The organism is Nereida sp., assembly GCF_965655635.1.
Taxonomy (GTDB): Bacteria; Pseudomonadota; Alphaproteobacteria; order Rhodobacterales; family Rhodobacteraceae; genus Nereida.
The window spans coordinates 76,390-100,891 of sequence record NZ_CBFHHE010000006.1 but is presented as its reverse complement, the minus strand read 5'-3'; the positions used below and the strand labels follow the sequence as shown (position 1 = coordinate 100,891).

General features: G+C 52.9%; 25 protein-coding genes. 15 read left to right on the top strand and 10 right to left on the bottom strand.

The features are described from left to right. Positions 1 to 108: 108 nt before the first annotated feature. The 6 genes from trkA to dusB all read right to left on the bottom strand — a co-directional run bounded on the left by trkA (position 109) and on the right by dusB (position 8,763). Positions 109 to 1,485: a Trk system potassium transporter TrkA gene (gene trkA / locus ACTF5M_RS03560; protein WP_438959709.1), complete on the bottom strand. Its 1,377-nt coding sequence runs from the start codon at positions 1,483 to 1,485 to the stop codon at positions 109 to 111. 57 nt (positions 1,486 to 1,542) lie between these two features. Continuing rightward, a complete protein-coding gene (ntrX, locus tag ACTF5M_RS03555; protein ID WP_438959708.1) occupies positions 1,543 to 2,958 on the bottom strand; it encodes a nitrogen assimilation response regulator NtrX in 1,416 nt (471 codons plus the stop codon). Positions 2,959 to 2,989: 31 nt separating this feature from the next. Further along, the gene (locus ACTF5M_RS03550; RefSeq protein WP_438959707.1) at positions 2,990 to 5,212 is read right to left on the bottom strand and encodes an ATP-binding protein; all 2,223 of its coding nucleotides are present in this window, start codon (positions 5,210 to 5,212) and stop codon (positions 2,990 to 2,992) included. A 72-nt stretch (positions 5,213 to 5,284) separates the two neighbouring features. Continuing rightward, positions 5,285 to 6,649: a response regulator gene (locus ACTF5M_RS03545; RefSeq protein WP_438959706.1), complete on the bottom strand. Its 1,365-nt coding sequence runs from the start codon at positions 6,647 to 6,649 to the stop codon at positions 5,285 to 5,287. Positions 6,650 to 6,685: 36 nt separating this feature from the next. After that, positions 6,686 to 7,759 carry a two-component system sensor histidine kinase NtrB gene (locus ACTF5M_RS03540; protein ID WP_438959705.1) on the bottom strand — a complete coding sequence of 358 codons (1,074 nt, stop codon included), beginning with the start codon at positions 7,757 to 7,759 and terminating at the stop codon, positions 6,686 to 6,688. Between the two features lie 2 nt (positions 7,760 to 7,761). After that, a complete protein-coding gene (gene dusB, locus ACTF5M_RS03535; protein ID WP_438959704.1) occupies positions 7,762 to 8,763 on the bottom strand; it encodes a tRNA dihydrouridine synthase DusB in 1,002 nt (333 codons plus the stop codon). 155 nt (positions 8,764 to 8,918) lie between these two features. Here dusB and ACTF5M_RS03530 point away from each other — a divergent pair, with 155 nt between their 5' ends. The 4 genes from ACTF5M_RS03530 (at position 8,919) to ACTF5M_RS03515 (ending at position 12,396) form a co-directional block, all read left to right on the top strand. Beyond that, a complete protein-coding gene (locus ACTF5M_RS03530) occupies positions 8,919 to 10,088 on the top strand; it encodes a bifunctional 2-C-methyl-D-erythritol 4-phosphate cytidylyltransferase/2-C-methyl-D-erythritol 2,4-cyclodiphosphate synthase (RefSeq protein WP_438959703.1) in 1,170 nt (389 codons plus the stop codon). Further along, complete coding sequence (locus ACTF5M_RS03525) at positions 10,085 to 10,576, top strand: phosphatidylglycerophosphatase A family protein (RefSeq protein WP_438959702.1); 492 nt, start codon at positions 10,085 to 10,087, stop codon at positions 10,574 to 10,576. The genes ACTF5M_RS03530 and ACTF5M_RS03525 overlap by 4 nt, the downstream gene beginning before the upstream one ends. Next, positions 10,566 to 11,051, top strand: a complete 486-nt coding sequence (locus ACTF5M_RS03520) for a CinA family protein (protein WP_438959701.1) — start codon at positions 10,566 to 10,568, stop codon at positions 11,049 to 11,051. The genes ACTF5M_RS03525 and ACTF5M_RS03520 overlap by 11 nt, the downstream gene beginning before the upstream one ends. A 163-nt stretch (positions 11,052 to 11,214) precedes the next feature. Next, positions 11,215 to 12,396 carry an ammonium transporter gene (locus tag ACTF5M_RS03515; protein ID WP_438959700.1) on the top strand — a complete coding sequence of 394 codons (1,182 nt, stop codon included), beginning with the start codon at positions 11,215 to 11,217 and terminating at the stop codon, positions 12,394 to 12,396. A gap of 59 nt (positions 12,397 to 12,455) precedes the next feature. On the opposite strand, the gene ACTF5M_RS03510 is transcribed toward ACTF5M_RS03515, so the two are convergent. Next, entirely contained in the window at positions 12,456 to 12,908 is a 453-nt protein-coding gene (locus ACTF5M_RS03510) for a type II toxin-antitoxin system RatA family toxin (RefSeq protein ID WP_438959699.1), read from the bottom strand. A gap of 73 nt (positions 12,909 to 12,981) precedes the next feature. Here ACTF5M_RS03510 and hpt point away from each other — a divergent pair, with 73 nt between their 5' ends. Further along, positions 12,982 to 13,518: a hypoxanthine phosphoribosyltransferase gene (gene hpt / locus ACTF5M_RS03505; RefSeq protein ID WP_438959698.1), complete on the top strand. Its 537-nt coding sequence runs from the start codon at positions 12,982 to 12,984 to the stop codon at positions 13,516 to 13,518. A gap of 15 nt (positions 13,519 to 13,533) precedes the next feature. On the opposite strand, the gene lipA is transcribed toward hpt, so the two are convergent. After that, positions 13,534 to 14,496: a lipoyl synthase gene (lipA, locus tag ACTF5M_RS03500; protein WP_438959697.1), complete on the bottom strand. Its 963-nt coding sequence runs from the start codon at positions 14,494 to 14,496 to the stop codon at positions 13,534 to 13,536. 102 nt (positions 14,497 to 14,598) lie between these two features. After that, positions 14,599 to 15,678, bottom strand: a complete 1,080-nt coding sequence (locus ACTF5M_RS03495; RefSeq protein ID WP_438959696.1) for a DUF6456 domain-containing protein — start codon at positions 15,676 to 15,678, stop codon at positions 14,599 to 14,601. A 233-nt stretch (positions 15,679 to 15,911) separates the two neighbouring features. On the opposite strand from ACTF5M_RS03495, the gene ACTF5M_RS03490 reads away from it, so the two are divergent. Further along, complete coding sequence (locus ACTF5M_RS03490; protein ID WP_438959695.1) at positions 15,912 to 16,280, top strand: DUF6477 family protein; 369 nt, start codon at positions 15,912 to 15,914, stop codon at positions 16,278 to 16,280. On the opposite strand, the gene ACTF5M_RS03485 is transcribed toward ACTF5M_RS03490, so the two are convergent. Continuing rightward, positions 16,235 to 17,782, bottom strand: coding sequence for a trimethylamine methyltransferase family protein (locus ACTF5M_RS03485; RefSeq protein WP_438959694.1), 1,548 nt, complete (start codon positions 17,780 to 17,782; stop codon positions 16,235 to 16,237). The two genes, ACTF5M_RS03490 and ACTF5M_RS03485, sit on opposite strands and share 46 nt — an antisense overlap. Before the next feature lie 136 nt (positions 17,783 to 17,918). On the opposite strand from ACTF5M_RS03485, the gene guaA reads away from it, so the two are divergent. The 9 genes from guaA to ACTF5M_RS03440 all read left to right on the top strand — a co-directional run bounded on the left by guaA (position 17,919) and on the right by ACTF5M_RS03440 (position 24,489). Further along, positions 17,919 to 19,484, top strand: a complete 1,566-nt coding sequence (gene guaA / locus ACTF5M_RS03480) for a glutamine-hydrolyzing GMP synthase (protein ID WP_438959693.1) — start codon at positions 17,919 to 17,921, stop codon at positions 19,482 to 19,484. Then, entirely contained in the window at positions 19,481 to 19,759 is a 279-nt protein-coding gene (locus ACTF5M_RS03475; protein ID WP_438959692.1) for a DUF6552 family protein, read from the top strand. The genes guaA and ACTF5M_RS03475 overlap by 4 nt, the downstream gene beginning before the upstream one ends. Positions 19,760 to 19,837: 78 nt before the next feature. Further along, positions 19,838 to 20,062, top strand: coding sequence for a hypothetical protein (locus ACTF5M_RS03470; RefSeq protein WP_048597573.1), 225 nt, complete (start codon positions 19,838 to 19,840; stop codon positions 20,060 to 20,062). A gap of 22 nt (positions 20,063 to 20,084) precedes the next feature. Further along, the gene (locus ACTF5M_RS03465) at positions 20,085 to 20,951 is read left to right on the top strand and encodes a DMT family transporter (protein ID WP_438959691.1); all 867 of its coding nucleotides are present in this window, start codon (positions 20,085 to 20,087) and stop codon (positions 20,949 to 20,951) included. 131 nt (positions 20,952 to 21,082) lie between these two features. Continuing rightward, positions 21,083 to 21,217 (top strand): hypothetical protein, encoded by a 135-nt coding sequence (locus ACTF5M_RS03460; protein WP_438959690.1) that lies wholly within the window; start codon positions 21,083 to 21,085, stop codon positions 21,215 to 21,217. A 241-nt stretch (positions 21,218 to 21,458) separates the two neighbouring features. Beyond that, positions 21,459 to 21,605, top strand: a complete 147-nt coding sequence (locus ACTF5M_RS03455) for a hypothetical protein (RefSeq protein ID WP_438959689.1) — start codon at positions 21,459 to 21,461, stop codon at positions 21,603 to 21,605. A gap of 146 nt (positions 21,606 to 21,751) precedes the next feature. Continuing rightward, positions 21,752 to 22,603, top strand: a complete 852-nt coding sequence (locus ACTF5M_RS03450) for an ATPase (protein WP_438959688.1) — start codon at positions 21,752 to 21,754, stop codon at positions 22,601 to 22,603. Positions 22,604 to 22,619: 16 nt separating this feature from the next. Then, complete coding sequence (gene metA / locus ACTF5M_RS03445; protein ID WP_438959687.1) at positions 22,620 to 23,534, top strand: homoserine O-acetyltransferase MetA; 915 nt, start codon at positions 22,620 to 22,622, stop codon at positions 23,532 to 23,534. Continuing rightward, positions 23,485 to 24,489, top strand: a complete 1,005-nt coding sequence (locus ACTF5M_RS03440) for an alpha/beta fold hydrolase (RefSeq protein ID WP_438959686.1) — start codon at positions 23,485 to 23,487, stop codon at positions 24,487 to 24,489. The genes metA and ACTF5M_RS03440 overlap by 50 nt, the downstream gene beginning before the upstream one ends. The last annotated feature ends 13 nt before the right edge of the window (positions 24,490 to 24,502 follow it).

The window sequence follows — 24,502 nt, the reverse complement described above, 5'->3', positions numbered from 1 at the left end:
CATATAAATCGCGGCTTAGATAACCTGCGACGGCCGGAACGATCATAGCCATCCCACTGATCGCCAGCAAAACGACAAACAGTGGATATTGTTCAATCTGTGCGCGCATCAGAAAAAGTCGATGGAAACCTGCAAGAGCCGCTCCACCTCGGCCACATCAGCAGACATGGCAAACAGCGCAACGACATCGCCCTCATCGATCCGCGTCGCACCTACCGGTTTGATCAGCTTCCCGCCTTTCAACAGCCCCGCAACCATCACACCTTCGGGCAGGTCAATCTCGCTAATCTTGCGACCAGCAAGCTGACTGGTTGAAAGTACCTGTGCCTCGATCACTTCCGCCTCAGCATCGCCAACCGAGTAAACGTGACGCACGCGACCTTGCCGCACGTGCCGTAAAATAGAGCTGACCGTAGTGGCGCGCGGGTTGATATAGGCATCAATCTGCAGAGGGGCCAAAAGTGGGACCAGCGTGGGATCATTGATCAGACAGATCGCCATCGGACAGCCGTTATTTTTGGCGCGCACGGCCGCCAAGATATTGGTCTTATCATCGTCGGTCACGGCCAAAACGGCATCGGCGCTGTCGATATTGGCCTCCCGCAGCAAATTGCGATCCAAACCATCACCGTGTAGCACAATGGTTTTTTCCAGCGCATCCGCAGCCCGTTCGGCGCAGGCACGGTTTTTCTCAATTACTTTTGCACGGATACGGTGGCGTTGCTCTTCAAGGGCTTTGGCAACCGCCAACCCAACATTACCACCACCAATCAGAACAACCCGCTCTTGTTTACGGGCCTTTTTGCCAAAAATCTCAAGGGTCCGAGACACGTCAGCGACGTCCGCGAAAATATAGCACTCGTCACCCGCGAAAATCTGATCACCAGCTTCGGGCTTAAACAACACACCCTCGCGGCGAATGCCCACAACAAGGGCGCGCAGCGTTGAAAACAGGTCCGTCAACTGACGCAGTGGCGTGTTGATAACAGGACAATCGTCACCAATCGTTAACCCCAAAAGCTGTCCTTTATTGTCGAGGAAAAACTCTGTGTCAAAAGCAGTCGGGCTTGAAAGGCGCAGCAAGGCGGCTTGTGCAACTTCGCGCTCGGGACTGATTACCACGTCAATCGGCAGGTGATCACGGCGGTAGAGGTCAGAGTAAATTGCATCAAGATAAGACTGCGCCCGCAGGCGCGCGATTTTGCGTGGGACCTCAAACACCGAATGCGCCACCTGACACGTCACCATATTGACCTCATCCGAATGGGTCGCGGCGATCACCATATCAGCGTCCCGCGCACCCGCACGTTCAAGCACATCTGGGTAGCTTGCAAAGCCAGCAACGCCTTGAACATCAAGGGTTTCTGTCGCCCGGCGAACGAGTTCGGCATTGTTGTCGACAACTGTCACATCGTTGTTTTCAGATGCCAAATGGCGCGCAATCTGCCAGCCAACCTGTCCTGCGCCGCAAATAATGACCTTCATGGGGCTTCCCTAACAATCATCGTAGTTCTGTGTGGGTGACACGCGGCGCGCTTTACGTCAATTGTTCTGCGCGTCGGCAGTATCATCAAACACTTCAGCAACGCGCGCGCCCCCCTTTGAGCTTGTCACCACACCCAGCGTCTTCAGTTTGCGGTGCAAAGCGGACCTTTCCATACCCACAAACGTGGCTGTACGGCTAATGTTGCCACCAAAGCGGTTAATTTGTGCCAGCAAATACTCGCGCTCAAAGAGTTCACGAGCCTCACGGAGCGGCAAAGCAGCCAACGCACTTGGCACAACAACCGTATCATCGCCCCCCGCGCCTGCATCATCGTTTGGTAAATCCGCCACATCTATGGGACCGGTGTCGTCGCCCAAAATCAAAACCCGCTCAATCACGTTTTTCAACTGACGGACATTGCCACGCCAATTCATGGTTTGAAGGCGCGTCTCTACCTCTTCAGTTAACTCGCGCAGCGGCAACCCTTGGCTCTGATGCAATTGTTCGATGAAATGTGCTGCCAGCACAGGGATGTCTTCGCGGCGTTCATCAAGGCCAGGCACCGTTACGGGTACAACATTCAGACGGTGATACAGCTCTTCGCGGAACGCACCATCTGCAATTGCTTTCTCTAAATCGCGGTTTGAACTGGAAATCACACGAAGATCGACTTTCACTTTCTCCGCGCCGCCAACCCGTACGAATTGTTGATCAACCAAAACCCGCAAAATTTTAGACTGCGTGCCAAGAGGCATATCAACGACTTCGTCAAAATAAATGACGCCGCTGCTTGCTTGCTCCAAAAGTCCGGGCTCGGGACCTTTACTGGTTTCACGGCCAAACAAGATTTCTTCCATATGCTCGGGATCAACCCCCGCCGAATTAACTGTCACAAAAGGAGCATCTGACCTCGGCGATTGTGCGTGAATATAGCGTGCCGCGACGTCTTTCCCCGCGCCGGCGGGACCAGTCAGCATCACGCGACCGTTAGAATTAGTCACTTTATCTAACTGGCTTCGAAGTGTCTTGAACGCCGCAGAATGACCAATCATTGGCGCCGATTGACTTCCCGTCCGCTTCAAAGCCACATTCTCGCGACGAAGCCGCGACGTTTCCATGGCGCGCGTGATCACGACCATCAATTGATCAATGTTGAACGGTTTTTCAATGAAATCATAAGCGCCTTGCTTAATGGCCGCGACTGCAATCTCAATGTTTCCGTGCCCGGAAATGATGACAACGGGCACTTCGGGGTGCTCTCGCTTGACAGTTTTCAGAATATCAATTCCGTCCATGTCACTGTCTTTAAGCCAAATATCGAGGATCATCAGCGCGGGCACTTCGTCTTTGATAGAGGCAATGCACTCGGTTGAGGTGCCTGCGAGCTTTACGTCAAATCCCTCGTCTTTCAAAATATCCCCAACCAATTCGCGGATATCTCGCTCGTCATCTGTGATCAAAATATGGCTCATGCCAACCTAGCTCCGTGCTGTCTTTTGTGCATCATTTTATCTGGTTTTTCATTGGTAATACAGGCAGGGTCACAATTGCAGAGGCCCCGCTGTGGGTATTGCCGCCCATCGGCTCTGCGTCTTCTAATGATAGAGAGCCGCCGTGTTCTTCGATGATCTTTTTGACGATCGGTAGCCCCAAGCCAGTACCTTTGTCTCGGGTCGTCACATAGGGCTCAAACAGCTTGCTGCGATCTACTGGCAACCCAATACCATTATCCGAAATCATAATTTGCACCGCATGGTCAACGGTTGTTAGGCTGACCGATACTTCTGGATTTCGCGGCCGCACGCCATATTTTCCCTCATAGCTTTCAATAGCCTCTGAGGCGTTCTTAATAAGATTTGTGAGCGCCTGACCTACCATTGTCGCATCGATATCAGCCCAAATCGGACCTTGCGCAATATCCGCAGTGATCTTCAAACCACCCGCAGATTGAAGCGTCACCGCATCGCGTAGAATTTGTGACAAATCCTCCTCGCGGCGCTGTGGTTCTGGCATACGGGCAAATTTCGAGAACTCATCAACGATCCGCCTCAAGTCGCCAGTCTGCCTCACAATAACACCGGTCATTTGCTCCAACGCTTCTGCGTCTTCAACTTCGCGGCCAAACTTACGCTTAATCCGTTCAGCACTTAGCTGAATCGGGGTCAGCGGGTTCTTGATTTCATGCGCAATCCTGCGCGCGACGTCCCCCCAAGCAGCCATCCGTTGTGCGCTGACCAAATCGGTCACATCGTCGAACGATATTACATATCCTTCGGTGCCATCGCTTCCGATGCGTGGGGCAATTCGCACAAGAAGGTTTTCCATCACACCATTACGTGTAACCTTAACTTCTGCCTGTACTACTTTGTTATTGTTCAATCTTACATCTTCAAAAAGTTGCTCAAACTCAGGCACAGCTTCTGAAATGACCCGTGCCTCCAGATCAGGATCAAGCCTAAGCAATCGTTCTGCCGATCTATTCACAAATGAAACGTGGCCAGCAGCATCAAGCCCAACCACACCAGACGTAACAGACGATAGTACACTATCAAACAAACGACGGCGGCGCTCAATCTGGCGGGTACTGTCGAGGAGCGTGTCTCGTTGTTGCTTTAGCTGCCGCGTCATCTGGTTGAAATACCGGCTCAGCATAGAAATCTCATCGTCACCGCGTTCTTCGCGCACAACAACATCAAGATCCCCCATCCCTACTCGACGCGCCGCACCGGCCAGCCTACCAACGGGTCGTGCTAGGCGCTCTGCAAACCAAAGGCCCAACCAGATCGCTGCAAGGATCAAGATGACAGCAAACCCAAGATAGAGAAGGCCAAATTCAAACAAAAGACGCCCACGGTCTTGTTCTAATTGTTGGTACAATTTGGCACTTTGCTGGGTGTCATCCAGCAACTGCAAAATAGCGCCGTCAACTTCGCGGCTGATATAAACAAACCGATCCAGTGAATTTGCAAGAGGGACAAGCGCACGAAACTCGTCACGCCCCCAATCCTCAATCACTGCAACGCCGTTATCACGTGCTTCACTGAAATACCGTTCAGCAGGTTCTTCATAATTGAACAAATAACTGCCCGCACCGCGCGCGCGGATTTCAGCGTTGCCATCGATAATAAACGCCTCGGCCAGCGGGTTTTGGATTGTTGGCTGCACTTGACCCAACACAAGCCGCAGTTCTGCATCACTCAATACCCCGTCCCGCTGTGACACATTCAAAAAGCGCGCGAGTATCTGTGCGTCCCGAATTAGGTCTTCGCGCTGTTCGGTTTCATAGGCTTGCGCTGCCGTTAAAGAGGCGCCAACCACACCGCGCACCCGGTCCGAGAACCAGCCCTCAAGCCCCACGTTCACTGTAAGACCCGCAAAAATCGCAACTAGAATGGTTGGAAGGAGGGCAACAAGGGCGAAAACACCCGTTAACCTTAAATGCAGCCGTGATCCTGCAGATTTCGCACGTCGTGCTGCAATCATTTGCGCAACACGACTGGCAACCATGGTCGCCACAACAAGCGCGTAGACGAGGTCCGCCAACAGCACGAGCCGAAGACTGTTCCCAACTGCTTGATCTTGCAGCGGACCAAGAACGGTAAACGTTGCAATTGCGAGTATGGGACCGAGTGCTACGACAAAAACAGAAAACGCGCTGCGGGTACTACGGCGCCGGTAAAATCGGCTCAGCCGATCCCAAAACCTGCGGTCCGCACGTAGCCTCATCTCGCCTCATCCTAGCCTTGCGCACCCTTAGCAGGCGCTATGCGACCATTTGGCCACGCTTATGTGATGTATTTACATCAATTTGCGGCGGCGTGTCACCTCAATATCGAGACCAGTAATCTTTTTTCGCAAGGTATTGCGATTGATGCCAAGAAGTTCGGCACATTTAGCTTGGTTACCACCAGTCGCATCGAGCGCAATCTCAATCATCGGCATTTCAATTTCGCGTAGAATTCGACCATAAAGCCCATCGGGCGGCAGCTCTCCGCCGTGCAGATCAAAGTATCGTCTTAAATGTTTAAAGACCGATGCTGACAGTTTTTCCCCCTCACGCGCGCGCAGTGTTGTGCTAGCGGCTGGCTGGTTGCGAAGCATGATTTCCACTTGTGCTTCGGTGATTTGCGCTTCTGCGACAGTGACGACCAAACGCTTGATCGCGTGTTCAAATTGGCGCACGTTTCCGGGCCAGCTATAGTTGCGAAGCAGGTCCATCGCTTCATCAGAGAAAAACTTTGCAGGCCCCCCGCTTCGATCAGAACGGCTCAAAAAATGACCGGCAAGAAGTTCAATATCTTCCACGCGTTCACGCAAAGGCGGTACAGAAAGTGTGACGCCAGACAGCCGGTAGAATAAATCTTCGCGGAACAAACCCTGCTCTGTACGCTCAGACAGCCCTGACTGATTAGCGGCCATAACCCGCGGCGCAGGTTCCGGCATGCTATCCAACATCCGCACCACCCGCGCTTGCGCTTCAAGACTGAGATCAGCAATTTCGTCAAAAACAAGCGATCCACCACGTACCCGCGACAACACATTCGCCGGACCATCAACACCTTCTAAATCGCGCTCGCCAACAACAACAAAAGGAAGGCTTCGGCGGTCAGAAAAGTCATGAATTGCCCGTGCTACAAGCGATTTTCCCGTCCCACTTTCGCCCAGAATAAGCACTGATAGATCCGTGTTCATCACCCGCGCAATTAACCTATAAAGCGCTTGCATTGCGACAGTCCGCCCCACCAGAGGCAACTCATCCTCGTCCTTCACAGGCGGCGGTGAAACCGCAGGGCTTTTCCGCTTTGTCTCAAGCGCCTTGGCACAGCGCTTCATCAGATCGGGCAAATCAAACGGCTTGGGGAGATAATCGTAGGCGTCTTTCTCAGTGGCCTGAATTGCAGTCATAATTGTATTTTGCGCCGAGATAATGATCACCGGCAAATTAGGCCGCACTTTGGTAATATGCGGTAGCGCATCAAGGCCGTTACCGTCGGGCATAACCACGTCCGAAACGACCAAATCCCCCTTCCCTTCTTCGACCCATCGAAGCAACGTCACCATGCTTGCGGTCGCGTGCACTTTACATCCTGCGCGGGTCAGTGCTTGGGTCAAAACAGTTCGAATTGTGCGATCGTCATCAGCAACAAGAACAGTGCCATCCATATTAATAGGTCCTCAAAACAATAAGTTGGCGGTCATTCATTCCGTATGTTCTTTCATATGTTTTGGCGCACGCGGCAGACTAATCCGGAACATCGTCTTGCCGGGTTCACTCTCAACCCGCAGCCAGCCATGGTGGTCAGCCACGATCTTCGCAACCAGCGCCAGCCCAAGTCCCGTCCCATTTTCTTTACCCGATACAAAGGGTTCAAAAATGTCATTTTCCAACTCGGGCGGAAGGCCAGGCCCGTCGTCGATAATCTCAATCTGAAGCGGCAACGGGGCATGTTCACCGTCGGCGCGCCGCACTCTCAGCGAATGCTCATAATAAGTCCGAACTTCGATATGCCCCCCACGGCGGTCCGCCGCCTCCGAGGCATTCTTCAACAAATTTTGAACGACCTGCAGCAATTGATCCGCGTCACCAAGTGTCGATGGCAGCGATGGGTCATAGTGCTCTGCGATGGTCATATGCGCACCAAAACCGACCAGCGCCGACCGCCGAGCACGGTTCAGAACGTCGTGAATATTAACCACTTTCTGCTCTGGTGGTTGGAGGTTCCCAAACATCTCAACTTGATCAAGCAACTTCACAATCCGGCGGGTTTCCTCAACAATGAGGTCCGTCATTTCCCTGTCCCCGCTTGACAGGTTCATAGATAAAAGTTGCGCAGCACCCGTTATGCCAGCGAGCGGGTTCTTAATCTCATGGGCAAGCATTTCGGACATGCCAATCGCAGATCGCGCCGCAGAATGGGACGTCCGCGATGTATCGATGCGCGTGGTCAATTCACGCGGCGACATTAGTATAATCATGCCGCCTTCCGTACCTTGAAGCGGCGCCACCTGAATATTGTACGCCGTGCCACCTTTTCCAGCGTCCCCCACAATGACGTCGTTGATATAAAGGGTTGAATGGCTACTGCGCGCTTTTTGCATCGCGCCTTCCATCGATGCCGCGCGTAGAACCGTATCCCAAAGCGACTTCCCGATCAGCGACTTGCACGATACATTCAGAAAGCTTTCGCCTGCCGGATTCATATCAATAACGCAATCATCAGCCCCGATAAGAACGACAGGCGACGGCAGTGAAATCCAAAGTGAGCGGTCCATTGTTACGCAGCCTCCTGATAGTGTTGCAAGGCGAGCGGCAAAAGGCTCAATACGACACTTGGATCCGCAGTCAGAACTTCGCGCCGAAGTGCTGCTGGCGTTTGTGCAAAATCCATGTACCAGCCTAAATGCTTACGTGCCACGCGCCCCCCAAGAGAGCTTCCGTAGAACGCCAGCATGTCTTCAAAATGGCCTGAAACCAGATCACATAGATCAGCCCCGCGCGGAACATCCGGCGCACAAATGGCAGATTGATCGCCGTAAACCGCATGGGCAACTTCGGTCAGAACCCACGGACGGCCCTGCGCACCACGGCCTATCATCACCCCGTCGGCCCCTGATTGATCAAGTGCGCTGCGTGCTGTTTGTGCATCCGTAATATCACCGTTCGCAATGACGGGAATAGTCACCGCATCTTTAACCAGCCCGATCGCCACCCAATCCGCGGCACCTTTGTAAAACTGACAGCGGGTGCGACCATGAATGACGATCTGTTGCACGCCCGCTTGCTCAGAACGCACCGCCAACTCGGGCGCGTTAAGCAAATTATCATCCCAACCAAGGCGCGTTTTTAGGGTCACCGGTAACTTCACGGCCTCAACCACTGCATCAATTAGTTTAAGCGCATGGTCTAAATCACGCATCAAGGCACTGCCTGAATACCCGCTGGTGACCTTTTTTGCGGGACATCCCATGTTGATATCGATAATCCTTGCGCCCATATCGGCAACCTGACGCGCGGCCTCAGCCATCCATTCAGGATCACGGCCCGCGAGCTGAACTGCGGTATTTTCAACCTCGGCACCAAGCTCTGCTTTTTCGCGCGTTCCAGGGCGACTGCTCAGCAACTCTTGTGACGCAACCATTTCACTGACCACGCGACCGGCCCCGAATTTGCTCACCAGCTTGCGGAACGGCAAATCCGTAATGCCTGCGAGCGGAGCAAGCATAACCGGCGGGTTCGGAAGACTGAGTGTTGTTGATCGGTCGGCAGAAGAGTTCATTCTTGTATGCCTAGCGATCTACAGAGCGCACACAACGCTAAACTGCACATAAATTAGACAAAAAATGTCTTCTGCCTATATTTTAATCAATCCCGCAATTTTAATGCACGCCATTTCAGTTGTATCGCCCGTAAAGATTGATACACCGTATCTTCATGACCTCTGCGCACGACATCAAACCAAAGACCGCTGCCATTATCGTCGCAGCTGGCCGTGGGACCCGTGCTGGTGGCGACATTCCAAAGCAATGGCAGTATGTTGCAGGGCGTCCTATTGCAGCATGGACGCTTGACCGCTTTCGCGCCTGCAGACACGTGTCCACTATCATTCTGGTGCTTCATCAAGATGATATGGAGCGTGACATCGGGGGTTTCTCATTCGATGGGGTCACGCGTGTTGTTGGCGGTAAAACGCGGAATACATCAGTTCTATGCGGACTAAAAGAAGCGCAAAAGCAAGGCTTTGATCAGGTTCTAATCCACGATGTGGCGCGCCCGTGTGTCTCAGATACTGTGATGGATAACGTGATTGCGGCGCTTAATACCGGCACCGGTGCTGCACCGGGTCTTCAGGTGTCCGACGCGCTTTGGACACATGACCGCGAACACGTGTCAGGCACACAAGATCGCAGCAAATTGATGCGCGCGCAAACACCCCAAGGGTTTCACCTTGCCCCCCTTTTAGAGGCCCATCTTGCCCATAGAGGCGATGCGGCTGACGATGTGGAGATTGCCCGCGCGGCAAATATACCGGTTCAGATTGTGCCCGGCTCAGAAGACAATATCAAAGTGACGACGCCCGAAGATTTTGCCCGCGCCGCACGTATTTTGAAAGGACAGGCTGCCATGGATATTCGCGTTGGCAATGGCTATGACGTGCACCGTTTTGGTGACGGTGATCATGTAATTCTATGCGGTGTGAAAGTGCCTTTTGATCGCGCCCTGCAAGGTCATTCTGATGCGGACGTCGGCATGCATGCGGTAACGGACGCGATTTACGGCGCCCTTGCGGATGGGGATATCGGACAGCATTTCCCGCCAAGTGAAGCGCAATGGAAAGGTGCCGCCTCAGACATCTTTTTGCGCCACGCCGTTAGCCGCGCGACGGAGCGCGGGTATACCATCTCAAACGTTGACTGCACATTGGTCTGTGAATTTCCAAAGATCGGGCCGGTTGCGATGCAAATGCGCGAAAAAATGGCCGAGATCATGGGGCTCGACCTTGCGCGGGTCAGTGTAAAGGCGACCACGTCCGAAAAACTCGGATTTACAGGGCGTGGCGAAGGCATCGCTTCACTGGCAACCGCCACGTTGATCAAACTATGAAACAACTCGCTCATTTAATTGGTACCGTGGGGTATGCCGGCCACATGCGCCCTGCCCCAGGCACGTGGGGATCGCTTGCTGCCCTTCCGCTTGGGTGGGCGCTCGCCACACTCGGCGGGCCCATTCTTTTTGGCGTCGCTTTGATTGTGGGTTTTGCGAAGGGCGTTTGGGCCACAAAAATCATGACCGCGGGAAGTGACGATCACGACCCGTCGATTATTGTGATCGACGAGGTCATTGGTCAATGGATCGCACTTTTGCCCGTTATAATCGGCTCACAGGCTGCGGGTGTTGATCTGCTGGCACTTTGGCCCGGATGGATCGCTGCTTTTGCGCTTTTTCGCCTTTTTGACATTTGGAAACCTTGGTTGGTCGGCATGGCCGACCGCCGACATGACCATTGGGGCGTGATGCTTGATGATGTCATCGCCGGTATTTTTGCAGCAATTGGCGTAATTGTTTTGGCGGGGCTCGCCCATGCACTCTGAATTGGCCCACAAAACCCTTGAGGCTGCACGGCGCGTCAGCCGTACGATCGCAACTGCCGAAAGTTGCACCGGTGGCATGGTCAGTGCAGCGCTCACAGAAATTGCTGGCAGCTCGGATGTGGTCGTTTGTGGGTTCACAACTTACGCTAACAGCGCAAAAGAAATGATGCTTGGCGTCGCCTATGAGACACTTTCCCAACACGGCGCCGTAAGTACAGAAGTGGCCGAGCAAATGGCGCGGGGCGCTGTGGCGCGATCTGATGCGCGGACAAGTGTCTCAATCACTGGGATTGCGGGGCCAGGTGGCTCTGACTTCAAACCCGAGGGGCGCGTTTGTTTTGCCCTTTTTGACGAACCGACGGACACCTGTCTCACAGAAACGATTGAGTTTGGCGCTTTGGGGCGGACACATGTCCGTAGCGCTGCTCGGGACCATGCGCTTGGTATGTTGATACTGTTTTTTGAAAGCCAGTAGATTTGCGTTTCGCCTATTAATTAAGCAAATAGGCTACACTACCGCACAGTATTCGCGCACACTCAGCTTGCTGATAATTTAAGCACACACATAGACACACTGCCTCTTTATCGGGCGCAACCCCCATGCTTATTGCACCTCAAAACCACCTTAGGAGGGTATCATGGTAGGGGCAGATACAGCTTGGATCATCGTCGCAACGGCGTTGGTTCTATTTATGACATTGCCAGGTTTGGCACTATTTTACGGCGGCTTGGTCCGTTCGCGCAACGTTTTGAGCGTGTTTATGCACTGCTACGCAATCGCATGTTTAATGAGCGTATTGTGGCTAGCCTTCGGATATTCCATCGCTTTTGGCAGCGGTACAAGCGGCTATTGGGGCGGTTTGGACAAGATGTTCCTTGCGGGCATCGACGCAGACACTTTGGCAGGTACAATCCCCGAGGTTCTGTTCTTTGCCTTCCAAATGACCTTTGCGGTCATCACACCGGCGCTGATCGTCGGCGCATATGTTGAGCGCGTCGGCTTTGGGTTTGTTCTGCTCTTTTCCGGCCTTTGGATGCTGCTTTGTTACGCACCTGTGGTTCACTGGATCTGGGGTGGCGGCATGTTGGCGGACGGCGGCATGTTTGGTGAGACAGGTGCCCGCGACTTCGCTGGTGGCATCGTAGTCCACGAGACAGCCGGCCTCGCAGCACTTATTATTGCGGTGATGCTTGGCGCGCGCAAAGAGCAAAGCAAGCCCCCCCACAATCCTGGCTACGTCATGATCGGCGCTGCAATGCTGTGGATTGGCTGGTTCGGCTTCAACGGTGGATCCCAACTGGCGGCAGATGGTGGCGCCGCAATGGCTCTGACAGTCACGCATATCTCAGCGGCGGCCGCCTCATTGTCATGGGCATTGTGGGAAAAGATCAAGTTTGGCAAGGCCTCTCTTGTTGGGATCGTGACTGGGACAATCGCAGGGCTGGCCTCAATCACGCCCGCGTCTGGCTTTGTTGATCCTGTAACGGCACTGTGCATCGGCGGCGTTGCTGGCATCTTGTGCCAAGAGGCCGTCGTATTGGTTCGCAACACACTCAAAATTGACGACACGCTCGATGTGTTCGCGGTACACGGTGTGGGCGGCATTTTCGGCACAATCGTAATTGCCTTGGTTGGCCAAGGCACGTGGGTTGCGCAACTTGGATCACTCGCAATCGTAGGCGTTTTCACTACCGTCGTCACAATCGCTTTGGTCTACATCGTGAGGGCAATTACTCCGTTGCGTGTCGATGAAGAAACAGAGCAGACCGGCCTCGATTTGGCAGTACACGGTGAGCGTGCCTACGATACAACGTCGTAACTTAGCGTCCAACTTGATAGACTAAATAGCGGCCATTCTTCGGAATGGCCGTTTGCGTTCTAGCCACCGTAAAGTGCGTCAGCGCGACGCTCAAATGCGCGCACAATCCGCTGCATCGCCTCATTAAACACAACGCCAATGATGCCTTGAAGGATGGCGTTCTTAAATTCAAAATCTACAAAGAAGGTTACTTCAACACCACCTTCTACGTCTTTGAAACTCCAAGTCGATTCCATATATTTGAATGGGCCATCAATGTAGGCTGTCTCAATCTTCTGATCGTTCGGATACAGAACCACTCTGCTACCAAAACGTTCGCGGAACACTTTGAAACTGATGACCAGATCCGCAAGCATAACCTCAGATGCACCTTGGTCTTGCTCCGTCCTACTTCTAATGCGCGCGGCCGCGCACCACGGCAAAAACTTAGGATAGGACGCCACATCCGCGACCAGATCGTACATTTGCTGCGCAGTGTATGGCAGTGTTTTTGTGTCGGTATGTGTCGGCATGATTCAATTTCGTTGATGACAGGCCTGCCAGATGTCGTATGCTCGCGCGCGAAAATCAAGGGGATTGCCCAATATGTCGCGTCCGTATGTCATCGATCCAATGATCACCGCCAAGGCAATTGCTGCCCGCATTGAAGAACTTGCCCGTGAGATTGAGGCAGAGTTTTCTACCGCTGATAAGCTTGTGGTTGTCGGGCTGTTGCGCGGCAGTTTTGTGTTCATTGCCGATCTTGTACGTGAGTTGAATCTTGATGTGGAAGTCGATTTCCTAGAGGCAAGCAGCTACGGCGACGGCATGGAAAGCAGCCGTGAAGTGCGTATTCTCAAGGACTTACGCGGCGCAATTGAAGCGCGTCATGTTCTTGTCGTCGAAGATTTGATTGATACAGGATACACGATGAAGCACGTCATTGGCCTGCTGCAGGCACGCAAACCAGCAAAGATGAAAAGCATCGTTCTGTTGGATAAAGAAAGCCGCCGTGAGGTGGATATTTCAGCGGATTGGGTTGGTTTTGCTATCCCAGACGAGTTTGTTGTTGGGTACGGCATTGATTACGCACAACGAAATCGCAACCTTAACCATATTGGTATAGTACGATTTACTGATTGATAGAAAATGGCCGGATTAAGCGCCGGCCAGCCGCTTGTCTCGGGCTGCTTTCAGGCGCGCAAAATCGTCACCTGCATGATAGCTTGATCGTGTCAGAGGCGTGGATGATACCATCAAAAAGCCCTTGTTATAAGCAGCTCTCTCATACGATGCGAATTCATCAGGCGTGACGAAACGATCAACAGCGTGGTGTTTTGGCGTTGGCTGAAGGTACTGACCAATCGTCAGAAAATCGATGTCAGCCGCACGCATATCTTCCATCACTTGAACGACTGCTTGCTTATCTTCACCCAAGCCAACCATGATGCCCGACTTGGTAAAGATTGTCGGATCAAGCTCTTTTACGCGTTGCAAAAGACGCAGTGAATGGAAGTACCGCGCGCCCGGGCGGACCTCGGGGTAAAGCCCGGGAACAGTCTCTAGATTATGATTGAACACATCAGGCTTAGCATTAACAACAACTTCTAACGCACTGTCATCACAACGAATAAAATCTGGCGTCAGGATTTCGATCGTCGTTTTGGGTGATTGACGCCGGATCGCACGGAGTGTCTGTGCAAAATGTGCTGCCCCGCCATCTTCGATATCATCACGGTCTACAGAGGTTATGACAACGTGGTTAAGCCCAAGCTTTTTCACCGCATCTGCAACACGGCCCGGTTCAAACACATCAAGCGCTTCTGGCGGCTTACCCGTTGCGATGTTGCAGAACGTACAAGCGCGCGTACATACTTGCCCCATGATCATCATCGTGGCGTGACCTTGGTTCCAGCATTCACCAGCATTGGGACAACCAGCTTCTTCGCAAACTGTTACCAACTTGTGCTCACGCATAATTTCATGGGTTTTCTTGTAGCCCTCACCAACAGGCGCCTTAACCCGAATCCAATCTGGTTTTTTCGGCTGCGGAGCGTCTGCACGGCGCTGCTTTTCAGGGTGGCGCTGTGCAGGAATTTTCAAATCGCGGGGCGTGGCCATGAAGCTACCTCAATTATCAAGATATTTGAGATATAGCCCTTCGGTTTGCCAATGCCTAGGGGGTGTGCGGTGTTGTCTGCTATGTGTTTACCGAATGGCTGACTACCCCACAAAACGCCCGTGTGCACCGTAAACATCTGAGTAATGGCGCTTGAGCCGCTCTAAGGCGATGCGTAGTACCACTTTGCCAGAACGCGCAGCCCATCCCATGCGACGCTCGGCCGCTTCTAGGCCTTCAAGGTAGCAGCACGTGCGCAGCACAACATCCCCAAGACCGGGCCCAAGATCATGAAGTGCGGCGAACACACGTTTTTGGGCATCTCTTGTGGCCGTAGGTTCTTCTGGTGCCCTCAATGCCGCTTGCCAGTCAAAATTTGCGCCTACATCGATCTGCGCCAGCTCAAAATCTTCGCGCAAACGCTCGCCTGCGGACACATGTTCATCAGACAAAAATGCCGCACCGTCTTTGCTTTTACGCCGCGACAAAACCACAAGCGGGCTTTCGCGAAGAGAATAGCGCGCCGTCCGAGGGTCAGTTGTCTCAGACGTATGAACCTGCGTTACGGTCCGCGCACTTAGCTTTGCATCATCACCGACCTCAATCAGCGTTTTCAACGCCGCACGGCCAGCACAGGTAATGAAGTAACGCGAAATACGTGAAGGCGTGATGCAAGAAATCCAGTCTTTTAGCGCCATTGCATTCGCAACAGGCCGGTCCACAGTTGCAGTTCTTGTGGTTTGCCCGTCCGCGCCAGTGCGCACCACAACGGCTTTTTCCATGTCGCGGGCCACAGCCAAAACGGCACCCGCCTCAACCAAACGGCGCAAAATGCGGCGCGCCTCGCGGTTCACTGTTGCTTCGTCTGTACAGATGTCAGCCTCCGCGACGCGCACTGCAATGTCGGCAGATTTTTGGCCCGAACGCCCCGTTGGCGTCACACCCTGTCCCGTTGCTCCCAATGTCCGCAGCGCCTCGTCCACCAATATGTCTTCGCGGCGGCGTTCAAGCCGCTTGACCTGACGGCTTACAGTAGACGCATGGCAGCCCAAATCACGGGCAAGCTCTCTGATCGAACACCCTTTTTCCGTGTGTAGAATGTAGTTGCGGGCAGATTGCGGCACCCAATCGGGCAGCGACTGCGATAACGCGCCTGAAACCTTGGAAACGGTAACACTAGACATTTGGCCTCCCCTTATACAAAAACTATCCACTGATTTACCCACAGGACAATGCAACTTAAGCGGGCAAACATTACCGAGGCGTTAACATAATTGCCGCAATTCGATTATTTTTTCCAAATCGATAACAATTGGTAAGAGGTCCGCGCGCTCATAAAATCTCTACGAAACACCCGCATAGGTTGTGTGATGATGGCTTCGTAAAATGAATAGCTTTTACGATTATGGAGACCATTATGACCCAAGCCCTACGTACACTCAGCCACATCAAACGCCCCAAATTGCTTTTGGCCGCGGCAAGAAACCCAAAAAACCTTTGTAATCGCGAAAAACTACTCGCTGAGCTTTTGAAAACCGAACCTGCTGTGACTGGAGAAAAAGCATTGGCCCGCCTCATGGCAGCAGAAGAACAACTCAACGAACAGCGCAAAGCGCATAACGCAAATTACCAACCATCGCGCCATGTCATGATAATGGCCGCGCTCTTGATCGAGGCGGCCATTGTTCAGAATAAAGAAACAGTCTGCGAAGACCGCCTAAAAGTGGTTAACCCCAAAGCCTACATAAACGCGTCAGGCATGGACGCTTTTTTCTCAGCCACATAGGCCTCCAAGGCAGTCTTGATCTCGGGGTTGATCTGAGGCTGCTGGTAGTCGCTCAGCATCTTGGTAACCCGCTGCGATGCAAGATATTGGGTGTCTTTCGCGCCGTCCTCATCCCATGTTTCGAACGGACGGTAGTCAAACACGTCAGACTTCCAAAACGCCGATTTGAAATTCTCTTGCGTATGGTCGCACCCAAGATAGTGACCGCCCGGGCCTACTTCACGGATCGCGCCCATTGCTTGAGCGTTTTCGTCATGGGCGACACCTTCGGCCATTTTGTGCAACGTCCCAAGTTGATCTGCATCCATCACGAATTTCTCGAATGACGCAACAAGGCCACCTTCGAGCCAACCGCATGAGTGGAGCATAAAGTTAACGCCGCCCATCAGCGCTGCGTTCAGCGTGTTTGCAGTCTCATAAGCTGCCTGCGCATCGGGTAGCTTAGACGCACAAAGTCCACCACCCGACCGGAACGGCAGCCCCATGCGGCGGGCAAGTTGGCCTGCACCGTACAAAATCTGGCTCGCTTCCGGGGTGCCAAACGTGGGCGCGCCCGAGTTCATGTCGATCGATGTCACAAATGTGCCGAAAATAACTGGAGCACCAGGGCGGATGATCTGACTGTAGGCAATGCCCGCCATCACTTCGGCCAAAACCTGCGTCAACGTACCCATGACAGACACTGGAGCCATCGCGCCGCCCACGATAAACGGTGAAATGATGCAGGCTTGGTTATTCTTGGCGTAGACTTCAAGCGCCCCCATCATGATCGAATCGAATGTCATGGGGCTGTTAATGTTGATGAGCGACGTCATCACTGTGTTCTCTTGGACGAATTCTTTTCCAAACAGAATTTCACACATCTCAACACTGTCTTGTGCACGGCTTGGTTCTGTCACGGAGCCCATAAACGGCTTATCCGAATACAGCATATGCGTAAGCAGCATATCAAGGTGGCGCTTGTTCACAGGCACATCTGTTGGCTCACAAACCGTGCCACCAGAGTGGTGAAGCCATTTCGACATATAGCCAAGCTTCACGAATTTAACGAAGTCATCCATCGTTGCGTAGCGGCGGCCGCCGTCTTTGTCTCGCACGAACGGAGGACCATAGACAGGTGCCGTCACTAGGGTATCGCCACCAATCTCAACGTTACGCGCAGGGTTACGGGCATGTTGGGTGAACTTCGAGGGCGCAGTACTGCACAATTTACGGGCCAATCCACGCGGTATCCGCACGCGTTCGCCGTCAACAGATGCACCAGCGGCCTTCCAACGCTCGAGGCTTTCGGGAGAATCAACAAAAGCCACCCCTACTTGCTCGAGCAAGGTTTCCGCGTTTTCTTCGATGATGCTAAGCGCTTCGTCGCTCAAAAGTTCAAAATTGGGGATGTTGCGTTCGATATATTTGGCCGTATCAAATGAGACAGCCGTCCGCGCCGCACGTCGCGCAGCGCCTCCGCCACCACGTGCACGGCGTGTAGTTGTTGCTGTATCAGACATTCTGAGCCCCTCTTGTGTTCGTTTGAACGGTAACCTAGTGCGTGGACAGATGTTTGCCGCCACCATATCCGCCCCTTCTGGCGTAAAAACGACATGTTCTCTTGCCACAAGCACAACTCGCGCATAATCAACGCCCATGACACAGAAAACGCCCCACGAACGCCTTCTCATCATTGATTTTGGCAGCCAAGTTACGCAACTGATCGCCCGCCGCCTGCGCGAGCTAAGTGTGTATTGCGAAATTCACCCCTATCAGAACGTGACCGACAGCTTTTTGGCGGAATTCGCGCCTAAAGCGGTCATTTTGTCAGGGGGACCAGACAGTGTGACCCGCGAAGGCTCGCCACGTCCGCCAGCGTCTGTGTTTGACATGGGTGTGCCGATCCTTGGCATCTGCTACGGTCAACAAGTCATGATGCACATGTTGGGTGGCCGCGTAGACACAGGTCACGGAACTGCCGAATTTGGTCGCGCCTTTGTGACCCCCGCAGATACCCGTCTCACGCTGCTTGAGGGTTGGTTTGCAGAGGGCAAAGAACAAGTCTGGATGAGCCACGGTGATCACGTGTCTGCCATTGCGCCGGGCTTTGACGTTTACGGCACGTCACCCAACGCGCCTTTCGCGATTACGGCAGATTTGTCGCGTAATTTCTACGCGGTTCAATTCCACCCTGAGGTTCACCACACACCCAACGGGGCGGCTCTCTACAAAAATTTCGTTGAAATGGCGGGCTTCACCGGCGACTGGACAATGGGCGCGTACCGCGAACAAGCCATCGCCGCGATCCGAAAGCAAGTTGGCAATAAGTATGTAATCTGCGGTTTGTCAGGCGGCGTGGACAGTTCTGTCGCGGCCGTTTTGCTGCATGAAGCCATCGGGGATCAGCTGACATGTGTCTTCGTTGATCACGGGCTCTTGCGCAAAGGAGAGGCCGAAGAAGTCGTGACCATGTTCCGCGACAACTACAACATGAAACTCATCCACGCAGATGAGCAAGAGCTGTTTCTGGGTGAACTTGACGGTGTAAGTGATCCTGAAACCAAAAGAAAAATTATTGGAAAGCTGTTTATTGATGTGTTTCAGAAACACGCAGACAGCATTGAGGGCGCAGAATTTCTGGCGCAGGGAACGCTCTATCCGGATGTGATTGAAAGCGTCTCATTTAGTGGCGGGCCGAGTGTGACGATCAAATCGCACCACAATGTTGGCGGCCTGCCCGAAAAGATGGGCCTCAAGCTGGTCGAGCCACTTCGTGAACTGTTCAAAGACGAAGTACGCGCGCTTGGCGCCGAACTTGGTTTGCCCAAAAGCTTTATTGGTCGTCATCCCTTTCCGGGGCCAGGCCTTGCAATCCGTTGTCCCGGCGAAATCACCCGTGAAAAGCTTGAAATCTTGCGTGAAGCCGATGCTGTCTACATCGATCAGATCCGCAGACACGGTCTTTACGACGAGATATGGCAAGCGTTTGTCGCGATCCTGCCCGTTCGAACAGTCGGCGTCATGGGCGACGGGCGGACCTACGACTTCGCCTGCGCATTGCGAGCAGTTACCTCCGTCGACGGCATGACCGCCGACTACTATCCGTTCAGTCATGAATTCCTAGGCGAGACAGCGACGCGCATTATCAACGAAATCAAAGGCATCAACCGCGTGACCTACGATATTACCTCTAAGCCTCCGGGAACAATTGAGTGGGAATGACTCCTGATGCGCCGTCAGTTGAGCCGTTGATAGACCTGCCAGTTGCTGAGAAAACCCAAGGCCCCTATGTGGACACGCTCAAGTGGATTGCGACAATCATCCAGTTGATTGGCTACGGCTTAACAGGCCTCAATATGGTACCCTATAACATCTTCTTTTTCTTCGCCGGTATTTTCCTGTGGTTCGCAGTCGGAGTGATGTGGAAAGACCGCGCCATCATGGTTGTTCATGTTGGGGCATTCATTTCGCTCGCCGCAGGGTATTTGAACGCTTAGCTTTCGGCTGTGCGAACAAAGCTACCTTTTTGCAGGCGTCGGCGTTAGGAGTGGCTAAGATTTTCATTGGACAACCAAATGACAAAAGAAAAAGCACTTGAATGGTTTGGCGTAGGAACTGCCATTGCATACTCATTGTTGGTGGCGTCAAATTCTGGCTATGAATTTTGGGGGTTTTGTTTGCTGCTGATCTCGTCATTCTCGATCGGCTTGTGGGCCTTTTTGTGTAATCACAGAGCCATGTTGCTACTGCAATTTTTCTACGCGAGCGCTGGTATCATCGGGATGTTCCGGTGGGCATAATGTCTGATTGGCGGTGGTTCGGATGACATCGCAACTCAAAGCCTGCATTTGGATGCTTGGCGCTGTCGTCAGCTTTTCAGCCATGGCGTTGGCTGGCCGGGTTGTATCTGTGGATTTGGATACGTTTGAGATCATGACGTATCGCAGCCTCATCGGCGTTGTTGTCATGGCGACGATCATTTTTGCATCTGGAGGGGTGCGGCGCATTCAAACAGATCGGTTCGGCCTCCATCTTATCCTCAACATTTGTCATTTTACGGGACAGAACCTTTGGTTTTATGCCTTAACGCTGATCTCCCTCGCCCAGCTTTTTGCGCTAGAATTCACAACACCGCTATGGGTGCTCATCCTGTCGCCTCTACTTTTAAGTGAACGCCTAACGCGGGTACGCATCCTCGTAGCGCTCATTGGTTTTTTGGGTGTTCTAATCGTAACACGGCCCACGATGGGCAGCATCTCGGTGGGTACGCTGACTGCGGCGAATTCGGCAATTTTCTTCGCAGGCTCTATCCTATTCACGCGAAAGCTGACAGCAGATCAATCGACGCTGACAATCCTGACGTGGTTGGTCGGTCTACAAGCAGTGTTTGGCATAATCTGCGCAGGAATCGATGGTGATATCGCAGCCCCTTCCCTTGCTATGGCACCGTTCATAATCATCATCGGTTTTGCGGGATTGCTGGCGCATGCATGTTTGGTTCAGGCGCTGTCATTAGCACCCGCAATGCTTGTGGTACCGATTGATTTTCTGCGTCTGCCTCTTATTGCAGTCTTGGCGATGATCTTATTCGGCGAGCATTTGGACCCTTGGGTGTTTGTTGGCGCTGCGATCATCTTCGGAGCAAATTACACAAATATTTGGGCTGAGACGCGGAATTCACGCACCTAAAAATCTATTCACGTTACTCGCGTCAATCTATTGGACCCCCTGATTAACGCCGCGTGACAATCGCGCGGAAAACCGCTTGCCTGCTAACAAATTAAGCAGGTTTAAACCAACGTTCATTCAGGGAAGAGATAGTGAATAAACGAACAACAGCAGGCGCAGTACTTCTCGTCACGACCTCACTTGCAGCTGCGGGTGGCATTGACTGCTCCAACCAATTTATCGGCCCGCTATTTGAAGCCGGTGGTGAAACAGGCAGCTATGTTTAGCACTGTGAGACACGCAACGTATGACAGCTTTAATCTAACCGCTGGGAGGGGGGCAATTCGTTGATTTCGATAATGATAAGACAGACTATTCTATCGACCTGACCCGCGAATATCCGATAAATGGTTAGTTGCGGCGACATACTCTAAAGCCCAAGCGGGCGCGTGCCCAAGTGATAGATTACTGGCACCAACAAACAGATCAGATGTTTTCGGCCTCGCAGCTACTTACACCGAAGGTCCGATGAAAATTACCGCGGGCGTATCTTACGGCAAACTTGGCGATCAAGACGTACCGGCACCAGCGGGACCGCCGCTAGACGGCACAGATATTACCTTCTGCGATGCAAGCGTCGTGGGCTTCGGCGTTCGCCTTGGCTATAACTTTTAAATCTACTTACTCACACTATCCCCGCCCCGCCCTTCATCCGAAGTGGCGGGGTTTTCTTTATCTACCTTGCAAAGCGCCGCCTTGCACCGGTGCCTTTGTAGGGCTATCTCAAGTCTCCAAGTAGATTTTGCGAAGGGGCGCTGCCCATGCTCTATAATTCAGCACAAGAATGGCGCGACGCCCCACACAAGCGGATCGTTTTGTTTGCGATGTCTGGCTTGGGCAAAACCTATGTCTCGGAGATGCTTCAACAGACCGGCACATGGTTTCACTACTCTATCGATTACCGTATCGGCACGCATTACATGGCCGAGCCGATTGCGGACAATTGCAAGCGCGAAGCGATGAAAGTCCCGTTCTTGCGGGAAATGCTTCTGGCTGATGCCATCCATATTGCTCCAAATATTCACGATCACGACCTTACTGCCGTTGCGGCATACACCGGAAAACCCGGAAACGAGGAGCAGGGTGGCCTAAACTTTGATGCCTACATGAAGCGTCAAAAACAGTTTGAGGCCGCTGAAATGCAAGCCCTTCTCGACACGAGTGAGTTTATGGAGCGCGCCGAGGACATCTACGGCTACGATAATTTTGTTTGCGACACTGGCGGCTCTATTTGTGAGTGGGTTGATGCCGAGGATCCCAATGATCCTATCTTGAACGCTTTGGCCAACAACGCACTTCTTGTCTGGATCAAAGGCAGCGATGCGCATAGACAATCATTGGTCGGACGCTTTGACAAGTCACCCAAGCCGATGTGCTATGATACAGAATTTACCACCGGTTGTTGGGAAACTTATTTACTTGAAAGCAAGATAGTAGAGAGCGAAGTTAATCCAGACGACTTTATCCGCTGGATGTATGCGCGGGCGATGAAGCACCGCCAACCCCGCTATGAATCGATGGCGAAATGGGGCGTTACGCTTGATGCAAATGATGTCATGAAAGTCCGTTCTGCGGACGAGTTCTGCGAACTAATCGCGGCTGCGCTGCCTTAGGTAAGGACACCCGAAAATGCCTATTAAACTACCCGCGGATCTTCCCGCCTACGATATTTTGACCCGCGAGGGTGTGAGCGTTTTGGACGAGACAGTCGCCGCGCGCCAAGATATCCGCCCGCTGAAAATTGCTTTGCTCAACCTGATGCCAAAGAAAATTCAGACCGAGACACAATTCGCGCGGTTGATTGGTGCAACGCCATTGCAGATTGAGCTGACACTTGTCCGCATGTCCGAGCACCAGACCAAAAATACCGCCGCCGAGCATATGGAGACGTTTTACCGCCCCTTCCACGACATCAAAGGCGAAAAGTTTGACGGCCTCATCATTACTGGCGCGCCGATTGAGCACCTGCAATTCGACGAGGTGACTTATTGGGATGAGTTGCGTGAGGTTTTTGAATGGACCCAAACGAACGTGCATTCCACATTTGGCGTATGCTGGGGCGGAATGGCGATGATTAACTATTTCCATGGCGTCACAAAGCACCTGCTCGATGCCAAGGCATTTGGGTGTTTCCGTCACAAAAACCTTGATGAGGCATCACCCTATTTGCGTGGGTTTTCAGACGATTGCGTGATCCCTGTGAGCCGCTGGACCGAAATGGACGCAGGAGAAATTAACCAAGCTGGCCTCAAAACGCTGTTGGGCAGCGATGCGGTAGGACCGTGTCTTGTCGAGGATAATGCACGCCGTGCGCTCTATATTTTTAACCATTTTGAGTATGATACCGGCACCCTAAAACAAGAATATGATCGCGATGTTTCTGAGGGAACCGCGGTCAATGTACCCGTTAACTATTATCCCGAAGATGATCCTGCTGCGGCACCTCAAAACCGGTGGCGCAGTCACGCACATCTTCTCTATGGGAATTGGATAAATGAAATCTACCAAACGACGCCCTACGAGATTGAAAACATTGGGACTTAGCCTGCTTGCCATTGGGATTTGCGTCCTTCTGATCTCTGCCTTCGTTGGGATCATGGCGCGCAAAAACGAGCGGGCAGCTGAGGCTAATTTTCCACCCATTGGCCAATTCGTTAACGTGGGTGGCCGCCAAGTGCATGCGTTGGTTACGGGAACGGGGCCTGATTTGATCCTGATCCATGGGGCATCTGGCAACATTCGCGATTGGACGTTCGATTTTGTTGACCAACTCAAGTATCGCTACCGCGTTATCGTGATGGATCGCCCGGGTTTGGGCTACACAGATCGGGCGGACCCTACCCTTTCCGGCGCGTGGAGTACCGACGCGGAGACCCCGCACGAACAAGCGCGAATGCTGAAGGCCGCAGCGGATCAACTGGGCGTGAAAAATCCAATTGTGCTTGGCTACAGCTTTGGTGGTGCCGTCGCGATGGCTTGGGCGTTGGAGTTTCCGGATCATCCAAGCGGCATGGTCATTCTCAGCGGCGCGACGGAACCATGGCCGGGACCGCTTGATCTATTTTACCGCGTAAATGGCAGTCTTATCGGGGGCTTGATCACAACGCCTTTGATTGCAGCTTTTGCCGGTGAGGCGCGGATCAATGCCTCAATCAATTCGATATTTGAGCCAGCCGAGCCGCCTGAGGGGTACAACGATTATATTGGTGGCGCTTTGGTCACGCGGCGTGCCTCGATGCGCGCAAATGCAAGGCAAGTCCTTGGGCTACGCCCGCATGTGGTGGAAATGTCCAAGCAGTATCCTCGCATGACACTGCCAACTGAAATCCTTCATGGCGATGCAGATACGATCGTGCCGGCCAGTATTCACGCGCGCGTTCTTGATGCTCAATTACCGAACAGCCGTCTCACGATCCTGAGTAGCGTCGGGCACATGCCTCACCACACAAATCCTGCGGATGTGATCTCTGCAATTGATCGCCTGAGCCAGACCCCCTAGCGCGATTAGCTTT